We start from the raw sequence: 16680 nt of genomic DNA on the forward strand, positions 1-16680 counted from the left end.
CGGCTGCGCGGCACGGCGGGGGTGACGCGGGTGACGCCGGTGAGCCGCGCGGCGCTGGCCGAATTGCTGCGGCCCTGGCTGGGCGGCGACGGCGCCGATCCGGGCCTGCCGCTGCCGGTGATGATTGATGTCGACCTTGCCGATGGCAGCCCGGCGACGCTGGCGCGGGTGCGCGCGGCGGTGGCGGCGGGCGCGCCCGATGCGCGGATTGACCTGCACGCCGGGTGGATGACCGCGATCGCGGGGATGCTTTCGCTCGCGACATGGCTTGGCGCGGCGCTGGTCGCGCTGATGGCATCGGCGACCGCGACGGTGGTGGTGCTCACCGCGCGCGCCGGGCTCGACGCGCACCGTGCGACGATCGAGGTGATGCACATGCTCGGCGCGACCGATGTGCAGGTGGCGCGGCTGTTCCAGCGCCGCATCGCGCGCGACGCGTTGATCGGCGGGGCGATCGGGGCGGCGGCGGCGCTGGCCGTGGTGCTGCTGATCGGGATGCGCGCGGCGGGGCTTGGCTCCGAACTGCTCGGCGGCGCGGCGCTTGGGATGGGGGCATGGGCGCTGCTCGCGTTGCTGCCGCTCGTCTTCGTCGCGCTGGCGATGGTCGCCGCGCGGGTGGCGGTGACGCGCACCTTGAGGCGAATCCTGTGATTGCGCGGCTCATCGGGCTGCTGGCGGTGGCATGGGGGCTGGGATTCGCCGCCTTCATGCTGTTTCTCGCGCAACCATCGGACGTGGCGCGGACCGATGCGATCGTGGTGCCGACCGGGGGCGCCGGGCGGATCGCGCGCGGCCTGACGCTGATCGAGGAGAAGCGCGCGCAGCGGATGCTCGTCACCGGGGTCGCCCCCGGCGTCGGCAAGCGCGATCTCGCCATCGCCTTCGGCCATGCGCCGGCGATCGAATGCTGCGTCGATCTCGGGCGGCAGGCGGTGGATACCCGCTCGAACGCGGAAGAAACCGCCGCCTGGGTGCGCGAACATAATTATCGTTCGGTGCGGCTGGTTACATCCGACTGGCATATGGCGCGCGCGCGGATGGAGCTGGATGCGGCGCTGGATGATAATGTGACGATCATCCGCGATGGCGTGCCGACCGAACCACGATTGAGGCAATTGGTGAACGAATATAACAAGCTGATCCTGCGGCGCATCGTGCTGTGGCTGGGAGCGGAGCGTTGAGCGGCTGGCTGCGGACGATCGCGTTCCGGGTGGTGTTCTACGCGATTTCGGTGCTGATCGTGCTTGGCGTGCCGATCGCCGCGCTCGGCGGGCAGCGTGTGGTGATCGCTTATGCCAATAGCTGGGCATGGGTGCATCGCTGGGCGATGCGCGCGATCCTGGGCATCCGCAGCCGGGTGGAAGGGCAGGTGCCGCGCGGCCAGCATCTCTACGTCGTCAAGCATCAGGCGATGTACGAGACGGTGGAATTGCAACTGATCCTCCACAGCCCGGCGATGGTGCTGAAGAAGGAACTGATGCGCATCCCGCTATGGGGCTGGGCGACGACGCTCTACGGCTCGATCGTGGTCGATCGGGAGGCATCGAGCAAGGCGCTGCGCAAATTGATGCATGACGCGCGCGCGGCGCGCGAATCGGGCCGCTCGGTGATCGTCTATCCCGAGGGGACACGCGTGCCGCCGGGCGAGACGCCGCCGCTGCGATCGGGCTTTGCCGGGCTGTACAAGGCGCTTGACTTGCCGGTGGTGCCGATCGCCACCGACAGCGGGCTGCTGTTGCCGAAAAAGGGCGCCAAGCGCCCCGGCATCGTCACCTTCCGCATCGGCGAGACGATCCCGCCCGGCCTGCCGCGCGCCGAGGCCGAACGCCGCGCGTGGGAGGCGATCAACGCGCTGGAGGCGGCGCGCTGAGCGATCCGCGCTATTCGTGGCGGCGCCCGAAGTCCGCCGCCGCGTCGTCCTGCCCCTGATCGACGATCGAGCGGCGGATCGCGCGGGTCTGGGTGAAATGATCGAACAAGGTGTCGCCATCGCCCCAGCGGATCGCGCGCTGCAACTGCGACAGATCCTCGCTGAACCGCTGGAGCATCTCCAGCACCGCATCCTTGTTGCTGAGGAACACGTCGCGCCACATCGTCGGGTCCGATGCGGCGATGCGGGTGAAATCGCGGAAGCCGCCGGCTGAAAACTTGATGACTTCGGATTCGGTCACCTCCGCCAGATCATTGGCGGTGCCGACGATCGTATAGGCGATAAGGTGCGGCAGGTGGCTGGTGATGGCGAGGACGCGATCGTGGTGATCGGGCGCCATCATCTCGACATTGCTGCCAAGCCGCCGCCAGAATTCGGCCACCCGCTCCGCCGCCGCCGGATCGCCCCCGGCAAGCGGGGTGACGATGCACCAGCGCCCCTGAAACAGCGAGGCGAAGCCGGCTTCGGGGCCGCTTTTCTCGGTGCCCGCGACCGGATGCGCCGGGACGACGATCGCGTCGGGCAGCGCCTCGCTCAGCGTTCTGGCGACGAATTCCTTGCTCGATCCCACATCGCTGACGATCGCCTCGGCGGGCAGATCGGCGGCGATTTCCGCCGCGATTCCCCCCATCGCGCCGACGGGGACGCACAGGATGACCAGTTCGGCATCGGTTACCGCGGCGCCCGGCGTGTCGGTCACATCGTCGACCAGATCGAGCCGGCGCACCGTTTCGCGCACCTCCGCGCTGGCATCATGGCCGGTCAGCCGGACGGTCGGCATCGCATGGCGCACCGCGCGGGCGACCGAGGAGCCGATCAGCCCCAGCCCGATGATCGTGACGCGCGAAAAGGGCAGCATCAATCCGCGCCGGCAAGGCGGCGCAGCGCCGCGATCACGCCCTTCGTCTCCGCCTCGGTGCCGATCGTGATGCGCAGGCCGTGGGGCAGGCCCTGCCCCGGCAGCCAGCGGACGATATAGCCCGCGTCCATCAGCCCCTTGTACGCGGCCTCGGCGGTCAACTCGCCTTCGAACAGGACGAGGATGAAATTCGCCTGGCTCGGGATCGCGCGCAGCCCGGCATTGCCGAGCCGGGCGATCTCGCCCGCGAACCATGCGCGCCACTCAGCGTTATGCGCGCGGGTGTGAGCGACGAATTCGGTGTCGCCGACCGCCGCCACCGCCGCCGCCGTGCCCGCGATGGTGATCGAGAAGGGCAGGCGGATGCGGTGCATCGCCTCGATGATCGGCGCGGCGGCATAGCCCCAGCCGATCCGCTCCGCGGCAAGGCCGTACATCTTGGAGAAGGTGCGCGTGACGAGCACGTTCGACGCGCGTTCGGCCAGCGCCATCCCGCCATCATCGTCATCGCCGTCGATATATTCGGCATAAGCATGATCGAGCACGAGCAGGATATCGGGGCGCAGGCCCGCGTGGAGCCGCTCGATCTCCGCGCGCGGCGCATAGGTGCCGGTGGGGTTGTTCGGATTCGCGACGAACACGATGCGGGTGCGCGGCGTGACCGCGGCTAGGATCGCATCGACATCGGTGGCGTAATCCTTGTCGCGCGCCACCACCGGCGTCGCGCCGACGCGGCGGGTGGCGATCGGATAGACCGCGAAACCGTAATTGACGTAGATCACCTCGTCGCCCGGCCCGGCGAACGCGCCGGTGGCGAGGTGCAGGATTTCGTCCGAACCATTGCCGTAGATGATCCGCGCCGGATCAAGCCCGTGCTTCGCCGCCAGCGTTTCGCGCAATTCGCTGCCGCTGGCATCGGGATAACGCTCCAGGCTGGTCGCCGCGGTGGCGAAGGCTTCGCGCGCGCGCGGGCTGGTGCCGAGCGGGTTCTCGTTCGACGAGAGTTTGGCGACCTTGCGGCCGTCGTCGGTGGTCGAGCGCCCCGGAACATAAGGGGCGATTTCCATGATCCATGGCTTGGGCGCGGGTGCGTTCGTCATGGATGCGTCGCTTACGCGGCTCGGGCGTCGCGGGAAAGGGGGTGCGCGCGGCGGGTGTTGTGATGAGGGACGGTGCCCGCTAACGCGCTTTCCATAATGTCGGATGACCAGCGTTTCGGCCCAGGGCGCCATGTGACGTTGCCTGGGCCGCTCAGGCTCGATGGCGGCGGGATGCTGGCGCCGGTCGAGATCGCGTATGAAACCTATGGCACGCTCGCGCCCGATGCCGGCAATGCGGTGCTGATCTGCCACGCGCTGACGATGGATCAATATGTCGCCTCGCCGCATCCGCGCACGGGCAAGCCCGGCTGGTGGACCGCGATGGTGGGGCCGGGGCGGCCGATTGATACCGATCGGATGTTCGTCGTGTGCGCCAATGTGCTGGGTTCGTGCATGGGCTCGTCCGGCCCGGCGACGATCAATCCCGCGACCGCGCGCGAATATGCCATGGCCTTCCCGGTCATCACGATCCGCGACATGGTGCGCGCGCAGGCGATGCTGCTCGATCATCTCGGCGTCGGGCGGCTGGCGGCGGTGGTCGGCGGGTCGATGGGGGGGATGCAGGCGCTGTCCTGGGCGGCGACCTTCCCCGATCGCGTCGCGGCGGCGGTGGTGATCGCATCCGCCGCGCGGCATTCGGCGCAGAACATCGCCTTCCATGAGGTGGGGCGGCAGGCGGTGATGGCCGATCCGCACTGGAACGGCGGGGACTATTACGGTGGCGAGCCACCGGCATCGGGCCTCGCGGTGGCGCGAATGGCGGCGCACATCACCTACCTCTCCGAAGCGGGGCTGACCGAGAAGTTCGGGCGGCGGCTTCAGGCGCGCGACGCGAAATCCTTCGGGTTCGACGCCGATTTCCAGATCGAAAGCTATCTGCGCTATCAGGGGCTGAGCTTCGTCGATCGGTTCGACGCCAATTCCTATCTCTATATCACCCGCGCGATGGATTATTTCGATCTGGCGGAGGAACATGGCGGGCGGCTCGCCAATGCGTTCAGCGCGAACGGGCCGCGCTTCTGCCTTGTCAGCTTCGATACCGACTGGCTTTACCCCACGCGTGAATCGCGCAGCATCGTCCATGCGCTGAACGCCGCCGGTGCGCCGGTGAGCTTTGTCGAGCTTTCCAGCCCTTATGGCCATGATGCCTTTCTGCTCGACGCGCCGGAATTGTATCGCGTGGTGGCGGGCTTCATGGGGAATGGCGCATGACGTTGCGGCCCGATCTGGCGGTGATCGCCGATCATGTCGCGCCGGGCGCGCGCGTGCTCGATATCGGCTGCGGCGACGGGATGCTGATGGCCGCGCTGCGCGATGCCAAGGGCGTGGATGCGCGCGGGCTGGAACTGGATGCGCGCAACGTCGCCGATGCGGTGGGGCGCGGGCTGCCCGTGATCCAGGGCGATGCCGATACCGATCTGGCCGATTACCCCGCGCAAAGCTTTGACTATGCGATCCTGAGCCAGACGCTGCAAACCTGCCGCGCGCCGGACAAGGTGCTCGCCGATCTGCTCAGGATCGGGCGGCGCGCCTTCGTCAGCTTCCCCAATTTCGCGCATTGGCGGGTGCGCCTGTCGCTGCTGTGGGGCGGGCGGATGCCGGTGACGCCGCTGTTGCCCGAACGCTGGTATGACACGCCCAATATCCACCATCTGACGATCGACGATTTCCGCGCCTATCTGAACGAGAACGGCGTCGCGGTGGAAGGTGCGTGGTTTCTGACGCGTGGCCGCAAAACCACATCGGCGGCGGCAAATGTGCTCGCCGAGCACGCCGTGTTCCTGTTGCGTGGAACCGGCGCGCGCGACGCTGGTTAGCGCCAGATCATGATCTGGACAGGACAATGGGCAAGACCGCGCTGATCGTAGAGGACGAGATTTTCGTCGCGCTGGATCTCGAACGGATTCTGATCGACGCGGGCTATAGCGTGGCGGCGATCGCGGCGGATGAGGCGGAGGCGCTGGCCGCCGCGCCGGCCTGTTGCGCGGCGTTCGTCGATGTCAATCTGCGCGATGGCGCGACCGGGCCGTCGATCGCCGAGCGGATCGCGCGCGAACATGGGGTGAAGGTGGTGTTCGTCACCGCCAATCCGGCGCAGATCGCGGCGGAAAGCGCGGCGCTGGGCTATATCCGCAAGCCGTTCAGCGAAGGCGCGATCCGTGCCGCCGCCGCGCTCGCGTTCGACGGGGTGATTTCGCTCGACAATGATTTCGTCGCGTTCACGCGCGGCTGAGCGCGGCGCTGGGCAATTCGATCTCCACGGCAAGCCCGTCGCGATGCCAATCGCGCCGCACGCTGCCGCCAAGCTGCCGCACCACGCTCAATTCGATCAACCGGCTGCCGAAGCCGCCATCGCCGATCGGGGCGGCCACAGGCGGACCACCCGCTTCCCGCCACAACAATCGCGTCGTCGCGGGATCGGCGATTATCTCGATCGCGACAAACCCGTCATGGTGCGACAGCGCGCCATATTTGGTCGCGTTGGTGGCGAGTTCGTGGAACAGCAAGGCGATCGGCGTGGCGGCGCGATCGTCGATCGCCACCTCGCCGCCCGAAACGATGATCCGTGCGCGCCCATCGGCCTGATAGGGCGCGAACAATTGCCCGAGCAGCCCGCGCAGATTGTCGATGCCGGGCGCGGGGCGTGAATCCGCGCGATGCGGCCCGACGAAATCATGCGCGCGCCCCAGCGCCGTCACGCGATCGCGCAGATCGGCGGCGGCGGGGGCGAATTCGGGATGGCTGCGCGCGGTGAACTGGATCAGCCCGGCGATCACCGCGAAGATGTTCTTGATGCGGTGCGCCAGTTCCTGGCTGACCACCTCGCGCTCCTCCAGCGCGAGCTTCTGCGCATGGATATCGGTGCAGGTGCCGAACCAGCGGGTGATATGCCCCTGCGCATCGCGGATCGGCAGCGCCCGGCCAAGCACCCAGCGATATTCGCCGTCATGGTGGCGCAGGCGATATTCGATCTGATACGGCTCGCCCGTGGCGATGCTATGCGCCCAGCGTTCGCGCGCGCGCTGCTGATCGTCAGGGTGGAACAATGTGCTCCACGAATCCCCCGTGGCGGCGGCCTCGCTCGTCCCGGTATATTCATACCAGCGCGCGTTCGAATAATCGGTGCGGCCGTCCGCGCGCGTGGACCATACGATCTGCGGCATCGTATCGGCGAGGGTGCGGAAACGGATTTCGCTTTCCGCGAGCGCGGCGCGGGCGTGCAGCGCCTCGCGCGCGGTGCGGCGCTTCTCCAGCCGGGCGAGCGCGGTGGAGGCGAGGATCGCCATTCCTTCACGCTGGAACGCCGAGAGCGCGGCGCGTGGCTTGTCGTCGATGACGCACAGCGCGCCAAGCGGCACGCCATCCGCGGTGACGAGCGGCGCGCCCGCGTAGAAGCGGACGAAGGGCGCGCCGGTGACGAGCGGATTGGTGGCGAAACGCGGATCGAGCGCCGCGTCCGGCACCTCCATCACATGCTGGCCGTGCATCGCATAAGCGCAGAAGGACTGGCTGCGCGGCGTTTCGCTCAGATCGGTGCCGAGCCGCGCCAGGAAGCGCTGGAACCGCTCCTCCACCACGCTGACCAGCGCGACCGGCGCTTCGCACAACTGGCTGGCGAAGCGCACGAGATCGTCGAGCGTGCCATCCTCCCGCGCGCCGGCCAGATCGTAGAGCGCCATCGCGCGGGCGCGTGCCACCTCATCCAGCACAGGTTCGGCGGGCGGCTGCACAATCCTCCTTTAGAACGGTACGTCGTCATCCAGATCGTCGGCGAAACCACCGCGATTCTGACCGAATCCGCCACCGCCGGCTTTGTTCCCGCCGCCACGCGCACCGCCGCCGAAATCGTCGCCGCCGCCGCCCCAATCGTCACGGCCGCCGCCGCCGGAGCCACCGCCCGAGCCGCCACCGCCACCCGGCGCGCCATCCAGCATGGTCAGCACGCTGTTGAAGCCCTGGAGCACGATTTCGGTGGAATAGCGATCCTGCCCCTGCTGATCCTGCCATTTGCGCGTCTGGAGCTGGCCCTCGATATAGACCTTGGAGCCCTTGCGCAGATAGCGTTCCGCGACGTTCGCGAGGCCCTCGTTGAAGATCGCCACCGAATGCCATTCGGTGCGCTCCTTGCGCTCGCCGGTGTTGCGATCCTTCCACTGCTCGCTGGTAGCGATGCGGAGGTTCACCACCTTGCCGCCGTTCTGGAAGCTGCGCGATTCGGGATCGCGCCCCAGATTGCCGACGAGAATTACCTTGTTGACGCTGCCTGCCATTTACACCTCGCTAGAGGCCGGCGGCTACCGCCAGCCAATATGTAATGCCAGCCATGACATAGGCGGCAACGAAAAGGTAGCCGACCATGAACAACGGCCACTTCCATCCGTTCGTCTCGCGCCGGGTGACCGCGATGGTCGAGATGCATTGCGGCGCGAAGACGAACCACATCAGGAAGGCGAGCGCGGTGGGCAGCGACCAGCGTTTGCGCAGGTTTTCGATGATCGTGCCCTTGCCCTTGTCGGATTCGGCATCGTCGACGGCATAGACCGTGCCGATCGCCGAAACCGCCACCTCGCGCGCGGCCATCGCCGGGATCAGCGCCAGCGCGATATCGCGATTGAAGCCGATCGGCCTGACGACCACTTCCACCCCGTTGGCGATGCGCCCGGCGATCGAATGATCGACCTGGCTCTGCCCTTCGGGCGCGCGCGGGAAGCTCAACAGCGCCCACAGGATGATGGTGGTGAGCGCGATGATCGTGCCGGCGCGCTTCAGGAAGATCGCCGCGCGACTCCACAGCCCGATCAGCACGTCGCCCAACCGCGGCCATTGATATTTCGGCATCTCCATCATGAAGCCGGAGGACGAACCCTTGGTGACGGTGCGGCGCAGGAACAGCGCCGCGCAAAAGGCGCCGACGATCCCCATCAGATAGAGGCCGAGCAGCACCAGCCCCTGCAACCCCACGAACGGCAGCACCTTCGTGTTCGGGATGAACGCGCCGATGATGATCGTATAGACCGGCAGCCGCGCCGAACATGTCATCAGCGGCGCGATCAGGATCGTGGTGAGCCGATCCTTCTCGTCGTCGATCGTGCGCGTCGCCATGATGCCCGGCACCGCGCAGGCGAAGCTGGAGAGCAGCGGGATGAACGCGCGCCCCGACAGGCCGACGGCGGCCATCAGCCGATCCATCAGGAAGGCGGCGCGGACCATATAGCCCGATGCCTCCAGCACGAGGATGAACAGGAACAGGATCAGGATCTGCGGCAGGAACACGATGACCGCGCCGACGCCCGCGATCACCCCGTCGCTGATGAGCGAGCGCAATATGCCATCGGGCATCGCCACGGTGACGCCGGCCTCCAGCGCCTTGAACCCATCCTCGATCCAGCCGATCGGCGCTTCTGACCAGGTGAACACCGCCTGGAACATCACGAACAGCAGCGCGAGCAGCAGGATCGGCCCGACGACCGGGTGAAGCGCCACCGCGTCGAGCATGTGCGTCCAGCGGCGCACCGGCGTTTCGTGGAGCGTCGCGGCGGTGGAGATCGCGCGCGCGCGCCGTTGCAGCGCGGCGATATCCTCATGCCCGGCGTGGCTGGCCGGGCGCGGCGCGGCCTTGCCGTCAACCGCCAGCGTCAGCGCCTGGCGCAGGCCATCGAGCCCGCGCCGCCGCACCGCGACCGTGGGGACGACCGGCACGCCGAGTTCGCGTGAAAGCGCCTCCGGATCGAGCGTCAGCCCGTCGCGTTCGGCGAGGTCGATCATGTTGAGCGCCACCACCATCGGCAGGCCGAGCGCGGCGAGCTGGAGCGTGAAGCGCAGGTGATTGTCGAGATTGGCGGCATCCACCACCACCACCAGCGCATCGGGCCGCCGCTCGCCTGCCTGCGTGCCGCTCACTACGTCGCGCGTGACGCGTTCGTCGGGCGAGGAGGGATCGAGGCTGTATGCGCCGGGCAGATCGACCAGCTCGATCGGCCGGCCGTCATCGAGCGCGAAGCGGCCCGAATGACGCTCCACCGTGACGCCGGGATAATTGCCCACCTTTTGCCGCGCGCCGGTCAGCGCGTTGAACAGGGCGCTCTTGCCGGCGTTCGGATTGCCGACCAGCGCAACCAGCGGGAGCGTCGCCATTATCCGAGCGTCACCGTCACCGTGGCGGCGACACGGCGGCGCAGCGCCACCGTCATCCGGCCGATGCGGCAGGCGATCGGGCCGCGCCCCAATGTGGCGCGATGCAGCACCTCCACCGCGACGCCCTCGTCGAATCCGAATTCGCGCAGCCGGCGCGCTTCCGGCGCGGCGAGCCGATCCCAAGCGATCGCGGCGATCGTCGCGCGCTGGCGCAGCGGCAGTGATTCGAGGCTGGGAATGGATAGGAGCACGCGGACGATCTAACCGTACTGCGAACGATTATCAATTACCTTTCGGCCCTATACCACCGGGTAGCGCAGCCGCCCCACGAAGCGCGACAGGCTGGGGCGATGCCGCGCGCGGCGCAGGAAACCGGCCTTGGCCTTTTCGAAGCGCATGATCCCGTCGATCCGCCGCGCGAGAAAGGCGCGGGTTTCGGCCTGCCCCTCGCTCTCGTCGTTGAGCAATATCGTCATCGTCGCGGCATAGACGCCGAGCAGGATGGTGCGCTTGGTATAATGATTATAGTCGGTCGCGGTGTCGCCGGCGGTGTGCCAGATCGTGTCGACCGTCCGCCATGCCAGCCGCGCGCCGAGCGCCATGTTCTGCGGCAAGGCGAGGATGGCGAGCGCGCGGCGCAAGGCCTCGCGATGCGGGGTGACCGCCTCGATCCGCGCGCCGACCAGCGCCGCGATCCGATCGCGCACCTTGAGCGTCGCGCAATGTTCGGCGGGCGCCTTTTCCAACATCACCGCGTCGATCGCCGCGAACCATGCGTCGATCATCGCCGGCGCATCGGGCAGCGCGAGCGCGGCGATATCCCGATCGATCCCGAGCGCGTCCGCCGCGATATCGCGCGCGGGCGCGGCCCAGCCGTCGAACGCGGCGTTGGTGGCGATGCGCGGCGCGAGCGCGGCGCGGATTTCATCGAGGGTGGCGTCGGCCAGGTTGCTCATGCCGCCACCTTATCACCGCCCGAGGCGCGGCGCACCAGTACCAGCGCGATCGCGATCATCACCGCGCCGACCAGATCGAGCAGGCCGAGCCGCTCGCCATAGACGCTCCACCCGATCGCCGCCGCGACGATCGGCTGGGTGAGCAGCGCCAGCCCGATGACGAGCGGGCTGAGCGCGCCGAGCGCGTAGATCATCAGCCCTTGGCCGAATACCTGGCTGACCAGCGCCAGCGTGATGAGCGGGCTCCAGCTCGCCGGCATCACCCGTTCGCCCATCGCCAGCGCGACGACCAAGAGCGGCAGGCTGGCGGCGACCGAGGATAAGGCGAGCGCGGGGAGCGGCTGCATCGTCGCCCGCGCGCGCGCCATGAAGATGAAATAGGCGGCGTAGAGCACGCCGGCAGTCATGCAGAAAAGATCCCCGACGAGATTTTCGGGGGAGACCTCCGCGGAACGCCCCATCAGCACCGCCGCCCCGACCAGCGCGATCAGCAACGCGGCGCCCTGCGTGCGGCTGGGCCAGGCGCGCGCGATGAAAAAGCCGTAGATCGGGTAGATCAGCGACGCGCAATTGCCGAACAGCGTGGCGTTGGCGAGCTTGGTGTGGTGGATGCCGATATGCCATGTCGCGAGATCGCCCGCGAACAGCACGCCCGATGCGCCGAGAATCCACCACAGGCCGCGCGCTTCGGTGAACGGGCGGCTGCCGCTGGCGCGGGCGAGCAGCAGCAGCACCGGCGCGGCAAGCGATATGCGCCAGAATCCCGCCGCGACCGGCCCCACATCCGTCATCCGCACGAACCACGGCCCGAAAGCGAGCGCGACATTGCCCGCCAGCAGCGCGATAAAGGCGATTGCCGTGCCGCTTGGCCGGACGATAGCTTTTCTTGGGAGACTCGCCTGGTGCATGGCGTCCTGTAACCGCCTATCTCCGCTGCGTCAGGTGGCAATGTGCAACCGAAGGGGAATCCATGCCCAGTCTGTTCGATCCGATCGCGCTCGGCGCGATAAACGCGCCAAATCGTATCATCATGGCGCCGCTGACGCGCACCCGCGCCACCGAAGGCCATGTGCCGACCGAATTGATGATCGAATATTATCGCCAGCGCGCGGGCGCCGGCCTCATCATCAGCGAGGCGACCGGGATCAGCCGGCAGGGGCTTGGCTGGCCGAGCGCGCCGGGGCTGTGGCTCGACAGCCATGTCGAGGCGTGGAAGCCGGTGACCGAGGCGGTGCATCGCGCCGGTGGCCGGATCGTCGCGCAGCTCTGGCATATGGGGCGGCTGGCGCGGCCCGATGTGAGCGGGCTGCAATCGCTCGCCCCGTCGGCGCTCCGCGCGCCTTATGCGGTGCCGGAGAAGAATCCCTATGATACGCCGCGCCCGGCGACGCTCGATGATATCCGCCAGACGCTGGACGATTATGCCGCCGCCGCGCGCAACGCGATCGCCGCCGGGTTCGACGGGGTGCAGATCCACAGCGCCAACGGCTATTTCATCGACGAATTCCTGCGCGACGGCACCAATTTGCGCGACGATGAATATGGCGGGCCGCCGGAAAACCGCATCCGCCTGCTGCGTGAGGTGACCGAGCGGGTGATCGCGGAGGTCGGCGCGGATCGCACCTCGGTGCGGCTATCGCCCAATGGCGAATCGCAAGGGGCGGACGACAGCGATCCGGCGAGCGTGTTCGTGCCGGTGGCGCGATTGCTCGATACGCTCGGCATCGCCTTCCTCGAACTGCGCGAGCAATCGCCGGCGGGAACGTTCGGCAGCAGCGAGGTGCCCAAGCTCAGCCCGCTGATCCGCCAGGCCTTCACCCGCCCGCTGGTGCTCAATCAGGATTATTCGCTGGCCGGCGCGCAGGGCGATCTCGATTCGGGGCTGGCCGATGCGATAAGCTGGGGCCGGCTGTTCATCGCCAACCCCGATCTGGTCGAGCGTTTCCGCCGCGATGCGCCGCTCAACACGCCCAATCCGAAGACCTTCTATCGACCGGGGCCGGAAGGCTATGTCGATTATCCGGCGCTGGAGGAATCTGCCGCCTGAACACCGCTGCGCCGCCTCCGTCCCCGCGGCGGGGCGGCGCAGGATCATTCCACGGCATAACGATCGAGCCAGTTGGTGATCCGCCGCCGGATCGCTGTGCCCGGCCCGTTCCTGCCGAACAGGAACAGCGGCAGCAGCGCGAGCACCGGCTGCCACAGCGCGACCGTGATCCACGCCATCACGAAAAACACCGCCACCAGCCGGAGGCGCGCAAGCATGGTGAACGCGCGATCATCGAGCCGGACGGCGCGTGGCCCCTTGGCGTCGTAAAGCCGCATCGTGACGAACGCGGTGTCGGCCCTCGTTCCGTTCGTCGCGGTTCGGCTGATGATCGGCGGTTTCGGCGGCGGGCGCCGCGCCGATCCGCCGATGGCGCGCATCGCGGGCGCCGCCGGGCCGCCCATATGCGTGTCGATCACTTCGAGCCGCCGCCCACGCTCGACGACGCGATAGCGTGTCGGGGGCGGCTCGATCGGCACGTCAGCCGAATCGTTCGCGCAGCTTGAGCATCGCGAGCGCCGCTTCAGCCGCGCCGCCGCCCTTGTCGAGCTGCGCGGGATCGGCGCGGCGGATCGCCTGCGCCTCGTTCTCCGTCGTCAGGATGCCGTTGCCGATGGGCAGGCCATCCATCGTCAGCGCCATGATCCCGCGCGCGCTTTCGTTCGAGACGATCTCGAAATGATAGGTCTCGCCCCGGATCACCACGCCGAGCGCGACATAACCGTCATAGCGCCCCGTTTCCGCCGCCATCGCGATGGCGCCCGGCACTTCCAGCGCGCCGGGGACGGTGACGACGTCCGCCTGATGCCCGGCGCCCTCGATCGCGGCGCGCGCGCCGGCGATCAGCATGTCGTTCAGGTGATCGTAGAAGCGTGCTTCGACGATAAGGATGCGAGCCATGGATGCGATACCCTCGATCTTGCCGGATTATGCCGTGCCGATACCCGTGATCGGGCGTTCCGCGACGATCGACAGGCCATAGCCTTCCAGCCCGATCAGCGCGTGATGGGTGTTGGTGAGGAGCACCATCTCCTCCACCCCCAGCTCCGCGAGGATCTGTGCGCCGACGCCGTAATCGCGCAGTTCCTCGATCTCCGGTTCCCCAGCGCCCTTGCCCTCGGCGCGCGCCTTCATGAAGCGCGTGACGGCGCCCTGCATCGGGCGATTGATGACGACGATCACGCCCGCGCCCTCGTCGCCGATCATCTCCATCGAGCGTGACAGCAGCCCCGAGCGATCGGATTGTTCGCCGAACATGTCGACGAAGAAGCTCGCGGTGTGCATCCTGACCAGGGTGGGCTTTGCCGGGTCGATCCGGCCCTTCACCAGCGCGATCGTCTCGTCGCCGGTTGCCTTGTTGAAGAAGGTGATGCCCTTCCACGTGCCGCCCCAGCGCGATTCGAACGTCATCTCCGCCTGTTTCTGGACGAGATGATCGTGGCGGCGGCGATAGGCGATCAGATCGCGGATCGTGCCGATCTTGAGATTGTGAAGCTGCGCGAAGGCGACGAGATCGTCGAGGCGAGACATCGTGCCGTCTTCGTTCATGATCTCGCAGATCACGCCCGAGGGATTGAGCCCGGCGAGCCGCGAAACGTCCACCGCCGCCTCGGTATGGCCGGCGCGGACGAGCACGCCGCCATCGCGCGCGACGAGCGGGAAGACATGGCCCGGCGTCACGATCTCCTCGCGGCCCTTCGACGCGTCGATCGCCACCGCCACGGTGCGCGCGCGATCGGCCGCCGAAATCCCCGTGGTCACGCCCTCGCGCGCCTCGATCGAGACGGTGAAGGCGGTTTCGTGGCGCGTGCCGTTGTTGCGGCTCATCAGATCGAGCCCGAGCTGGTCGACCCGCGCCTTGGTGAGCGCGAGGCAGACCAGGCCGCGCCCGTGCTTCGCCATGAAATTGATCTTCTCCGGCGTCGCCATCTGCGCCGGGATCACCAGATCGCCCTCATTCTCGCGATCCTCGTCATCGACGAGGATGAACATGCGACCGTTCTTCGCCTCCTCGATGATTTCCTCGGGCGAAGACAGGAATGCGTGGCGCAGACGCGCGAGTTCAGCCGGCTTTGACACGATAATGTTCCATACGTTGGAGGTAGCGGGCGAGGACGTCGATCTCGATATTGACGGGCTGCCCCACGGAAAGCGCGCCCAGCGTGGTCACCGCCTGGGTGTGGGGAATGAGGTTGATCGCGAACAATGTGCCGTCGGCGCGATCCTCGACGGTGTTGACGGTGAGCGATACGCCATCGACCGTTACCGAGCCCTTGGCGGCGAGGAAGGGCGCCAGATCGCGGGAGACGCGAATCGCGATGCGTTTCGAATCGCCGTCGGGCGCGATTTCCACCACCTCGGCGACGCCATCGACATGGCCCGTCACGATATGGCCGCCGAGTTCCTCGCCCAGCTTCATCGCGCGTTCGAGGTTGAGGCGCGCCCCCGCGCTCCACTGCCCCTGCGCGGTGCGACTGGCGGTTTCGCCCGATACGTCGACCGCGAACCAGCCGGGGGCCTTGTCCACCACCGTCAGGCACACGCCCGAGCAGGAGATCGAGGCGCCGAGATCAATCCCGGCGGTGTCATAAGCGGTGTTGACGACCACGCGCAGATCGCCGCGCGATTCCACCGCGCTGATGGTGCCGATGTCGGAGACGATCCCGGTGAACATTCAATTGGAGTCCTGCTGTCGCTGGCGCTCATATGCTTCGAGCCGGTCGCTGCCAAGCGCGCGCGCGTCGGTGAGGCGCCAGCGGCCATGCGCATCGGCGAGGCTGGCGAGGCCGATGTCGCCCAGCGCGGCGCGTCCGCCACCGATCAGGATCGGCGCGCGATAGATGAGCAGGCGATCGACCAGATCGGCGGCGAGGAAGGCGGCAGCCGCGCCCGCGCCGCCCTCGATCAGCAGATGATCGCCCGGAAGCGCCGCGATCTCGGCGGGGTGCGCGATGACCGGGCAGCCCTGCGCATCGCCCATGCTCGTGGAGAGGATGACGCGTCGCGGCGCGCGCGATTCGAGCCCCGGCAGCCGCACGTCGAGGCGGGGGGCATCGGCCTCCCACGTGCCGCGCCCGACGAGGATCGCCTCATGCCGCGCGCGTTCGAGATGCGCGTGCGCGCGCGATTCGGGGCCGGTGATCCAGCGGCTTTCGCCGCCCGCCAGCGCGATACACCCGTCGAGCGAGGTGGCGAGCTTGAGCGTGACATGTGGCCGGCCCAGCGCGCGGCGGGTGAGGAAGCCCGCCATCGACCGCCGCGCCTCGTCCGCGCAAATGTCGCTGACGATGGTGATTCCGGCGGCGGAGAGCCGCGCGAAGCCAGCGCCGTCGGTGCGTGGATCGGGATCGCGGAGCGCCGCGACGACGCGTGCCACGCCCGCTTGCGTGAGCAGATCGGCGCAGGCCGGGCCGCGCGGGGAGCGATGCGCGCAGGGCTCGAGCGTAACATAAGCGGTGGCGCCGCGCGCCGCCTCTCCAGCCTCGGCCAGCGCCATCGCTTCGGCATGGGGGCGCCCGCCGGGCTGGGTCCAGCCGCGCCCGACGACGCGCCCGGCGTTGACGATCACACAGCCGACATTGGGATTGGGCGCGGTCCGCCCGCGCGATCGCGCGGCGAGCGCGAGCGCGGCGGCGATCCAGCGCTGATCGGCG

Annotated in this window: 20 protein-coding genes; 7 read left to right on the plus strand and 13 right to left on the minus strand. The window is 68.1% G+C overall.

Annotation, left to right across the window (positions count from 1 at the left end; translation table 11 throughout):
- The 3 genes from Q0316_RS15720 to Q0316_RS15730 all read left to right on the plus strand — a co-directional run.
- Nucleotides 1-651, plus strand: a 651-nt coding sequence (locus tag Q0316_RS15720) for a permease (RefSeq protein WP_298674247.1), incomplete at its 5' end; no start/stop codon positions are given.
- Nucleotides 648-1181: a YdcF family protein gene (locus Q0316_RS15725; protein ID WP_298674248.1), complete on the plus strand. Its 534-nt coding sequence runs from the start codon at nucleotides 648-650 to the stop codon at nucleotides 1179-1181. The genes Q0316_RS15720 and Q0316_RS15725, both read left to right, overlap by 4 nt.
- Nucleotides 1178-1870 (plus strand): 1-acyl-sn-glycerol-3-phosphate acyltransferase, encoded by a 693-nt coding sequence (locus Q0316_RS15730; RefSeq protein ID WP_298674249.1) that lies wholly within the window; start codon nucleotides 1178-1180, stop codon nucleotides 1868-1870. Before Q0316_RS15725 ends, Q0316_RS15730 begins: the two co-directional genes overlap by 4 nt.
- Nucleotides 1871-1880: 10 nt before the next feature.
- Here Q0316_RS15730 and Q0316_RS15735 read toward each other — a convergent pair whose 3' ends face one another.
- Both Q0316_RS15735 and hisC read right to left on the minus strand, forming a co-directional pair.
- Nucleotides 1881-2789: a prephenate/arogenate dehydrogenase family protein gene (locus Q0316_RS15735; protein WP_298674250.1), complete on the minus strand. Its 909-nt coding sequence runs from the start codon at nucleotides 2787-2789 to the stop codon at nucleotides 1881-1883.
- Entirely contained in the window at nucleotides 2789-3889 is a 1101-nt protein-coding gene (gene hisC, locus Q0316_RS15740; protein ID WP_298674251.1) for a histidinol-phosphate transaminase, read from the minus strand. The genes Q0316_RS15735 and hisC overlap by 1 nt, the downstream gene beginning before the upstream one ends.
- A 96-nt stretch (nucleotides 3890-3985) precedes the next feature.
- Between hisC and Q0316_RS15745 the strand changes: the two genes are divergently transcribed.
- Genes Q0316_RS15745 through Q0316_RS15755 form a run of 3 tightly spaced genes read left to right on the plus strand, consistent with a single transcriptional unit; the run spans nucleotide 3986 to nucleotide 6122 of the window.
- Entirely contained in the window at nucleotides 3986-5101 is a 1116-nt protein-coding gene (locus tag Q0316_RS15745; protein WP_298674283.1) for a homoserine O-acetyltransferase, read from the plus strand.
- Complete coding sequence (gene metW, locus Q0316_RS15750) at nucleotides 5098-5706, plus strand: methionine biosynthesis protein MetW (protein ID WP_298674252.1); 609 nt, start codon at nucleotides 5098-5100, stop codon at nucleotides 5704-5706. The genes Q0316_RS15745 and metW overlap by 4 nt, the downstream gene beginning before the upstream one ends.
- Before the next feature lie 26 nt (nucleotides 5707-5732).
- Nucleotides 5733-6122: a response regulator gene (locus Q0316_RS15755; RefSeq protein ID WP_298674253.1), complete on the plus strand. Its 390-nt coding sequence runs from the start codon at nucleotides 5733-5735 to the stop codon at nucleotides 6120-6122.
- Here Q0316_RS15755 and Q0316_RS15760 read toward each other — a convergent pair.
- From Q0316_RS15760 to Q0316_RS15785, 6 genes are read right to left on the minus strand one after another with little or no spacing between them, the layout of a single operon-like run.
- Nucleotides 6109-7569 carry a PAS domain-containing protein gene (locus Q0316_RS15760; protein WP_298674284.1) on the minus strand — a complete coding sequence of 487 codons (1461 nt, stop codon included), beginning with the start codon at nucleotides 7567-7569 and terminating at the stop codon, nucleotides 6109-6111. The genes Q0316_RS15755 and Q0316_RS15760 overlap by 14 nt on opposite strands.
- A 60-nt stretch (nucleotides 7570-7629) precedes the next feature.
- Complete coding sequence (gene ssb, locus Q0316_RS15765; RefSeq protein ID WP_298674254.1) at nucleotides 7630-8160, minus strand: single-stranded DNA-binding protein; 531 nt, start codon at nucleotides 8158-8160, stop codon at nucleotides 7630-7632.
- 10 nt (nucleotides 8161-8170) lie between these two features.
- Nucleotides 8171-10024 carry a ferrous iron transporter B gene (locus Q0316_RS15770; protein WP_298674255.1) on the minus strand — a complete coding sequence of 618 codons (1854 nt, stop codon included), beginning with the start codon at nucleotides 10022-10024 and terminating at the stop codon, nucleotides 8171-8173.
- On the minus strand, nucleotides 10024-10275 hold the full coding sequence (locus Q0316_RS15775; protein WP_298674256.1) for a FeoA family protein: 252 nt from the start codon (nucleotides 10273-10275) through the stop codon (nucleotides 10024-10026). The genes Q0316_RS15770 and Q0316_RS15775 overlap by 1 nt, the downstream gene beginning before the upstream one ends.
- A gap of 48 nt (nucleotides 10276-10323) precedes the next feature.
- Nucleotides 10324-10980 (minus strand): COQ9 family protein, encoded by a 657-nt coding sequence (locus Q0316_RS15780; protein ID WP_298674257.1) that lies wholly within the window; start codon nucleotides 10978-10980, stop codon nucleotides 10324-10326.
- Nucleotides 10977-11888: a DMT family transporter gene (locus Q0316_RS15785; protein ID WP_298674258.1), complete on the minus strand. Its 912-nt coding sequence runs from the start codon at nucleotides 11886-11888 to the stop codon at nucleotides 10977-10979. Before Q0316_RS15785 ends, Q0316_RS15780 begins: the two co-directional genes overlap by 4 nt.
- 62 nt (nucleotides 11889-11950) lie before the next feature.
- On the opposite strand from Q0316_RS15785, the gene Q0316_RS15790 reads away from it, so the two are divergent.
- The gene (locus tag Q0316_RS15790; protein ID WP_298674259.1) at nucleotides 11951-13027 is read left to right on the plus strand and encodes an alkene reductase; all 1077 of its coding nucleotides are present in this window, start codon (nucleotides 11951-11953) and stop codon (nucleotides 13025-13027) included.
- Between the two features lie 44 nt (nucleotides 13028-13071).
- Here the strand turns inward: Q0316_RS15790 and Q0316_RS15795 are convergent, their stop codons facing one another.
- Genes Q0316_RS15795 through ribD form a run of 5 tightly spaced genes read right to left on the minus strand, consistent with a single transcriptional unit; the run spans nucleotide 13072 to nucleotide 16664 of the window.
- Nucleotides 13072-13506, minus strand: a complete 435-nt coding sequence (locus tag Q0316_RS15795; RefSeq protein ID WP_298674260.1) for a hypothetical protein — start codon at nucleotides 13504-13506, stop codon at nucleotides 13072-13074.
- Between the two features lies 1 nt (nucleotide 13507).
- Nucleotides 13508-13927, minus strand: a complete 420-nt coding sequence (gene ribH, locus Q0316_RS15800; RefSeq protein WP_298674261.1) for a 6,7-dimethyl-8-ribityllumazine synthase — start codon at nucleotides 13925-13927, stop codon at nucleotides 13508-13510.
- A gap of 27 nt (nucleotides 13928-13954) precedes the next feature.
- The gene (gene ribB / locus Q0316_RS15805; protein WP_298674262.1) at nucleotides 13955-15106 is read right to left on the minus strand and encodes a 3,4-dihydroxy-2-butanone-4-phosphate synthase; all 1152 of its coding nucleotides are present in this window, start codon (nucleotides 15104-15106) and stop codon (nucleotides 13955-13957) included.
- Nucleotides 15090-15701: a riboflavin synthase gene (locus Q0316_RS15810; RefSeq protein WP_298674263.1), complete on the minus strand. Its 612-nt coding sequence runs from the start codon at nucleotides 15699-15701 to the stop codon at nucleotides 15090-15092. The genes ribB and Q0316_RS15810 overlap by 17 nt, the downstream gene beginning before the upstream one ends.
- Nucleotides 15702-16664 (minus strand): bifunctional diaminohydroxyphosphoribosylaminopyrimidine deaminase/5-amino-6-(5-phosphoribosylamino)uracil reductase RibD, encoded by a 963-nt coding sequence (gene ribD / locus Q0316_RS15815; protein ID WP_298674285.1) that lies wholly within the window; start codon nucleotides 16662-16664, stop codon nucleotides 15702-15704. It lies immediately after the preceding gene.
- Nucleotides 16665-16680 lie beyond the last annotated feature (16 nt).

The sequence above is a fragment of the uncultured Sphingomonas sp. genome (genome assembly GCF_937871615.1).
Lineage (GTDB): Bacteria > Pseudomonadota > Alphaproteobacteria > Sphingomonadales > Sphingomonadaceae > Sphingomonas.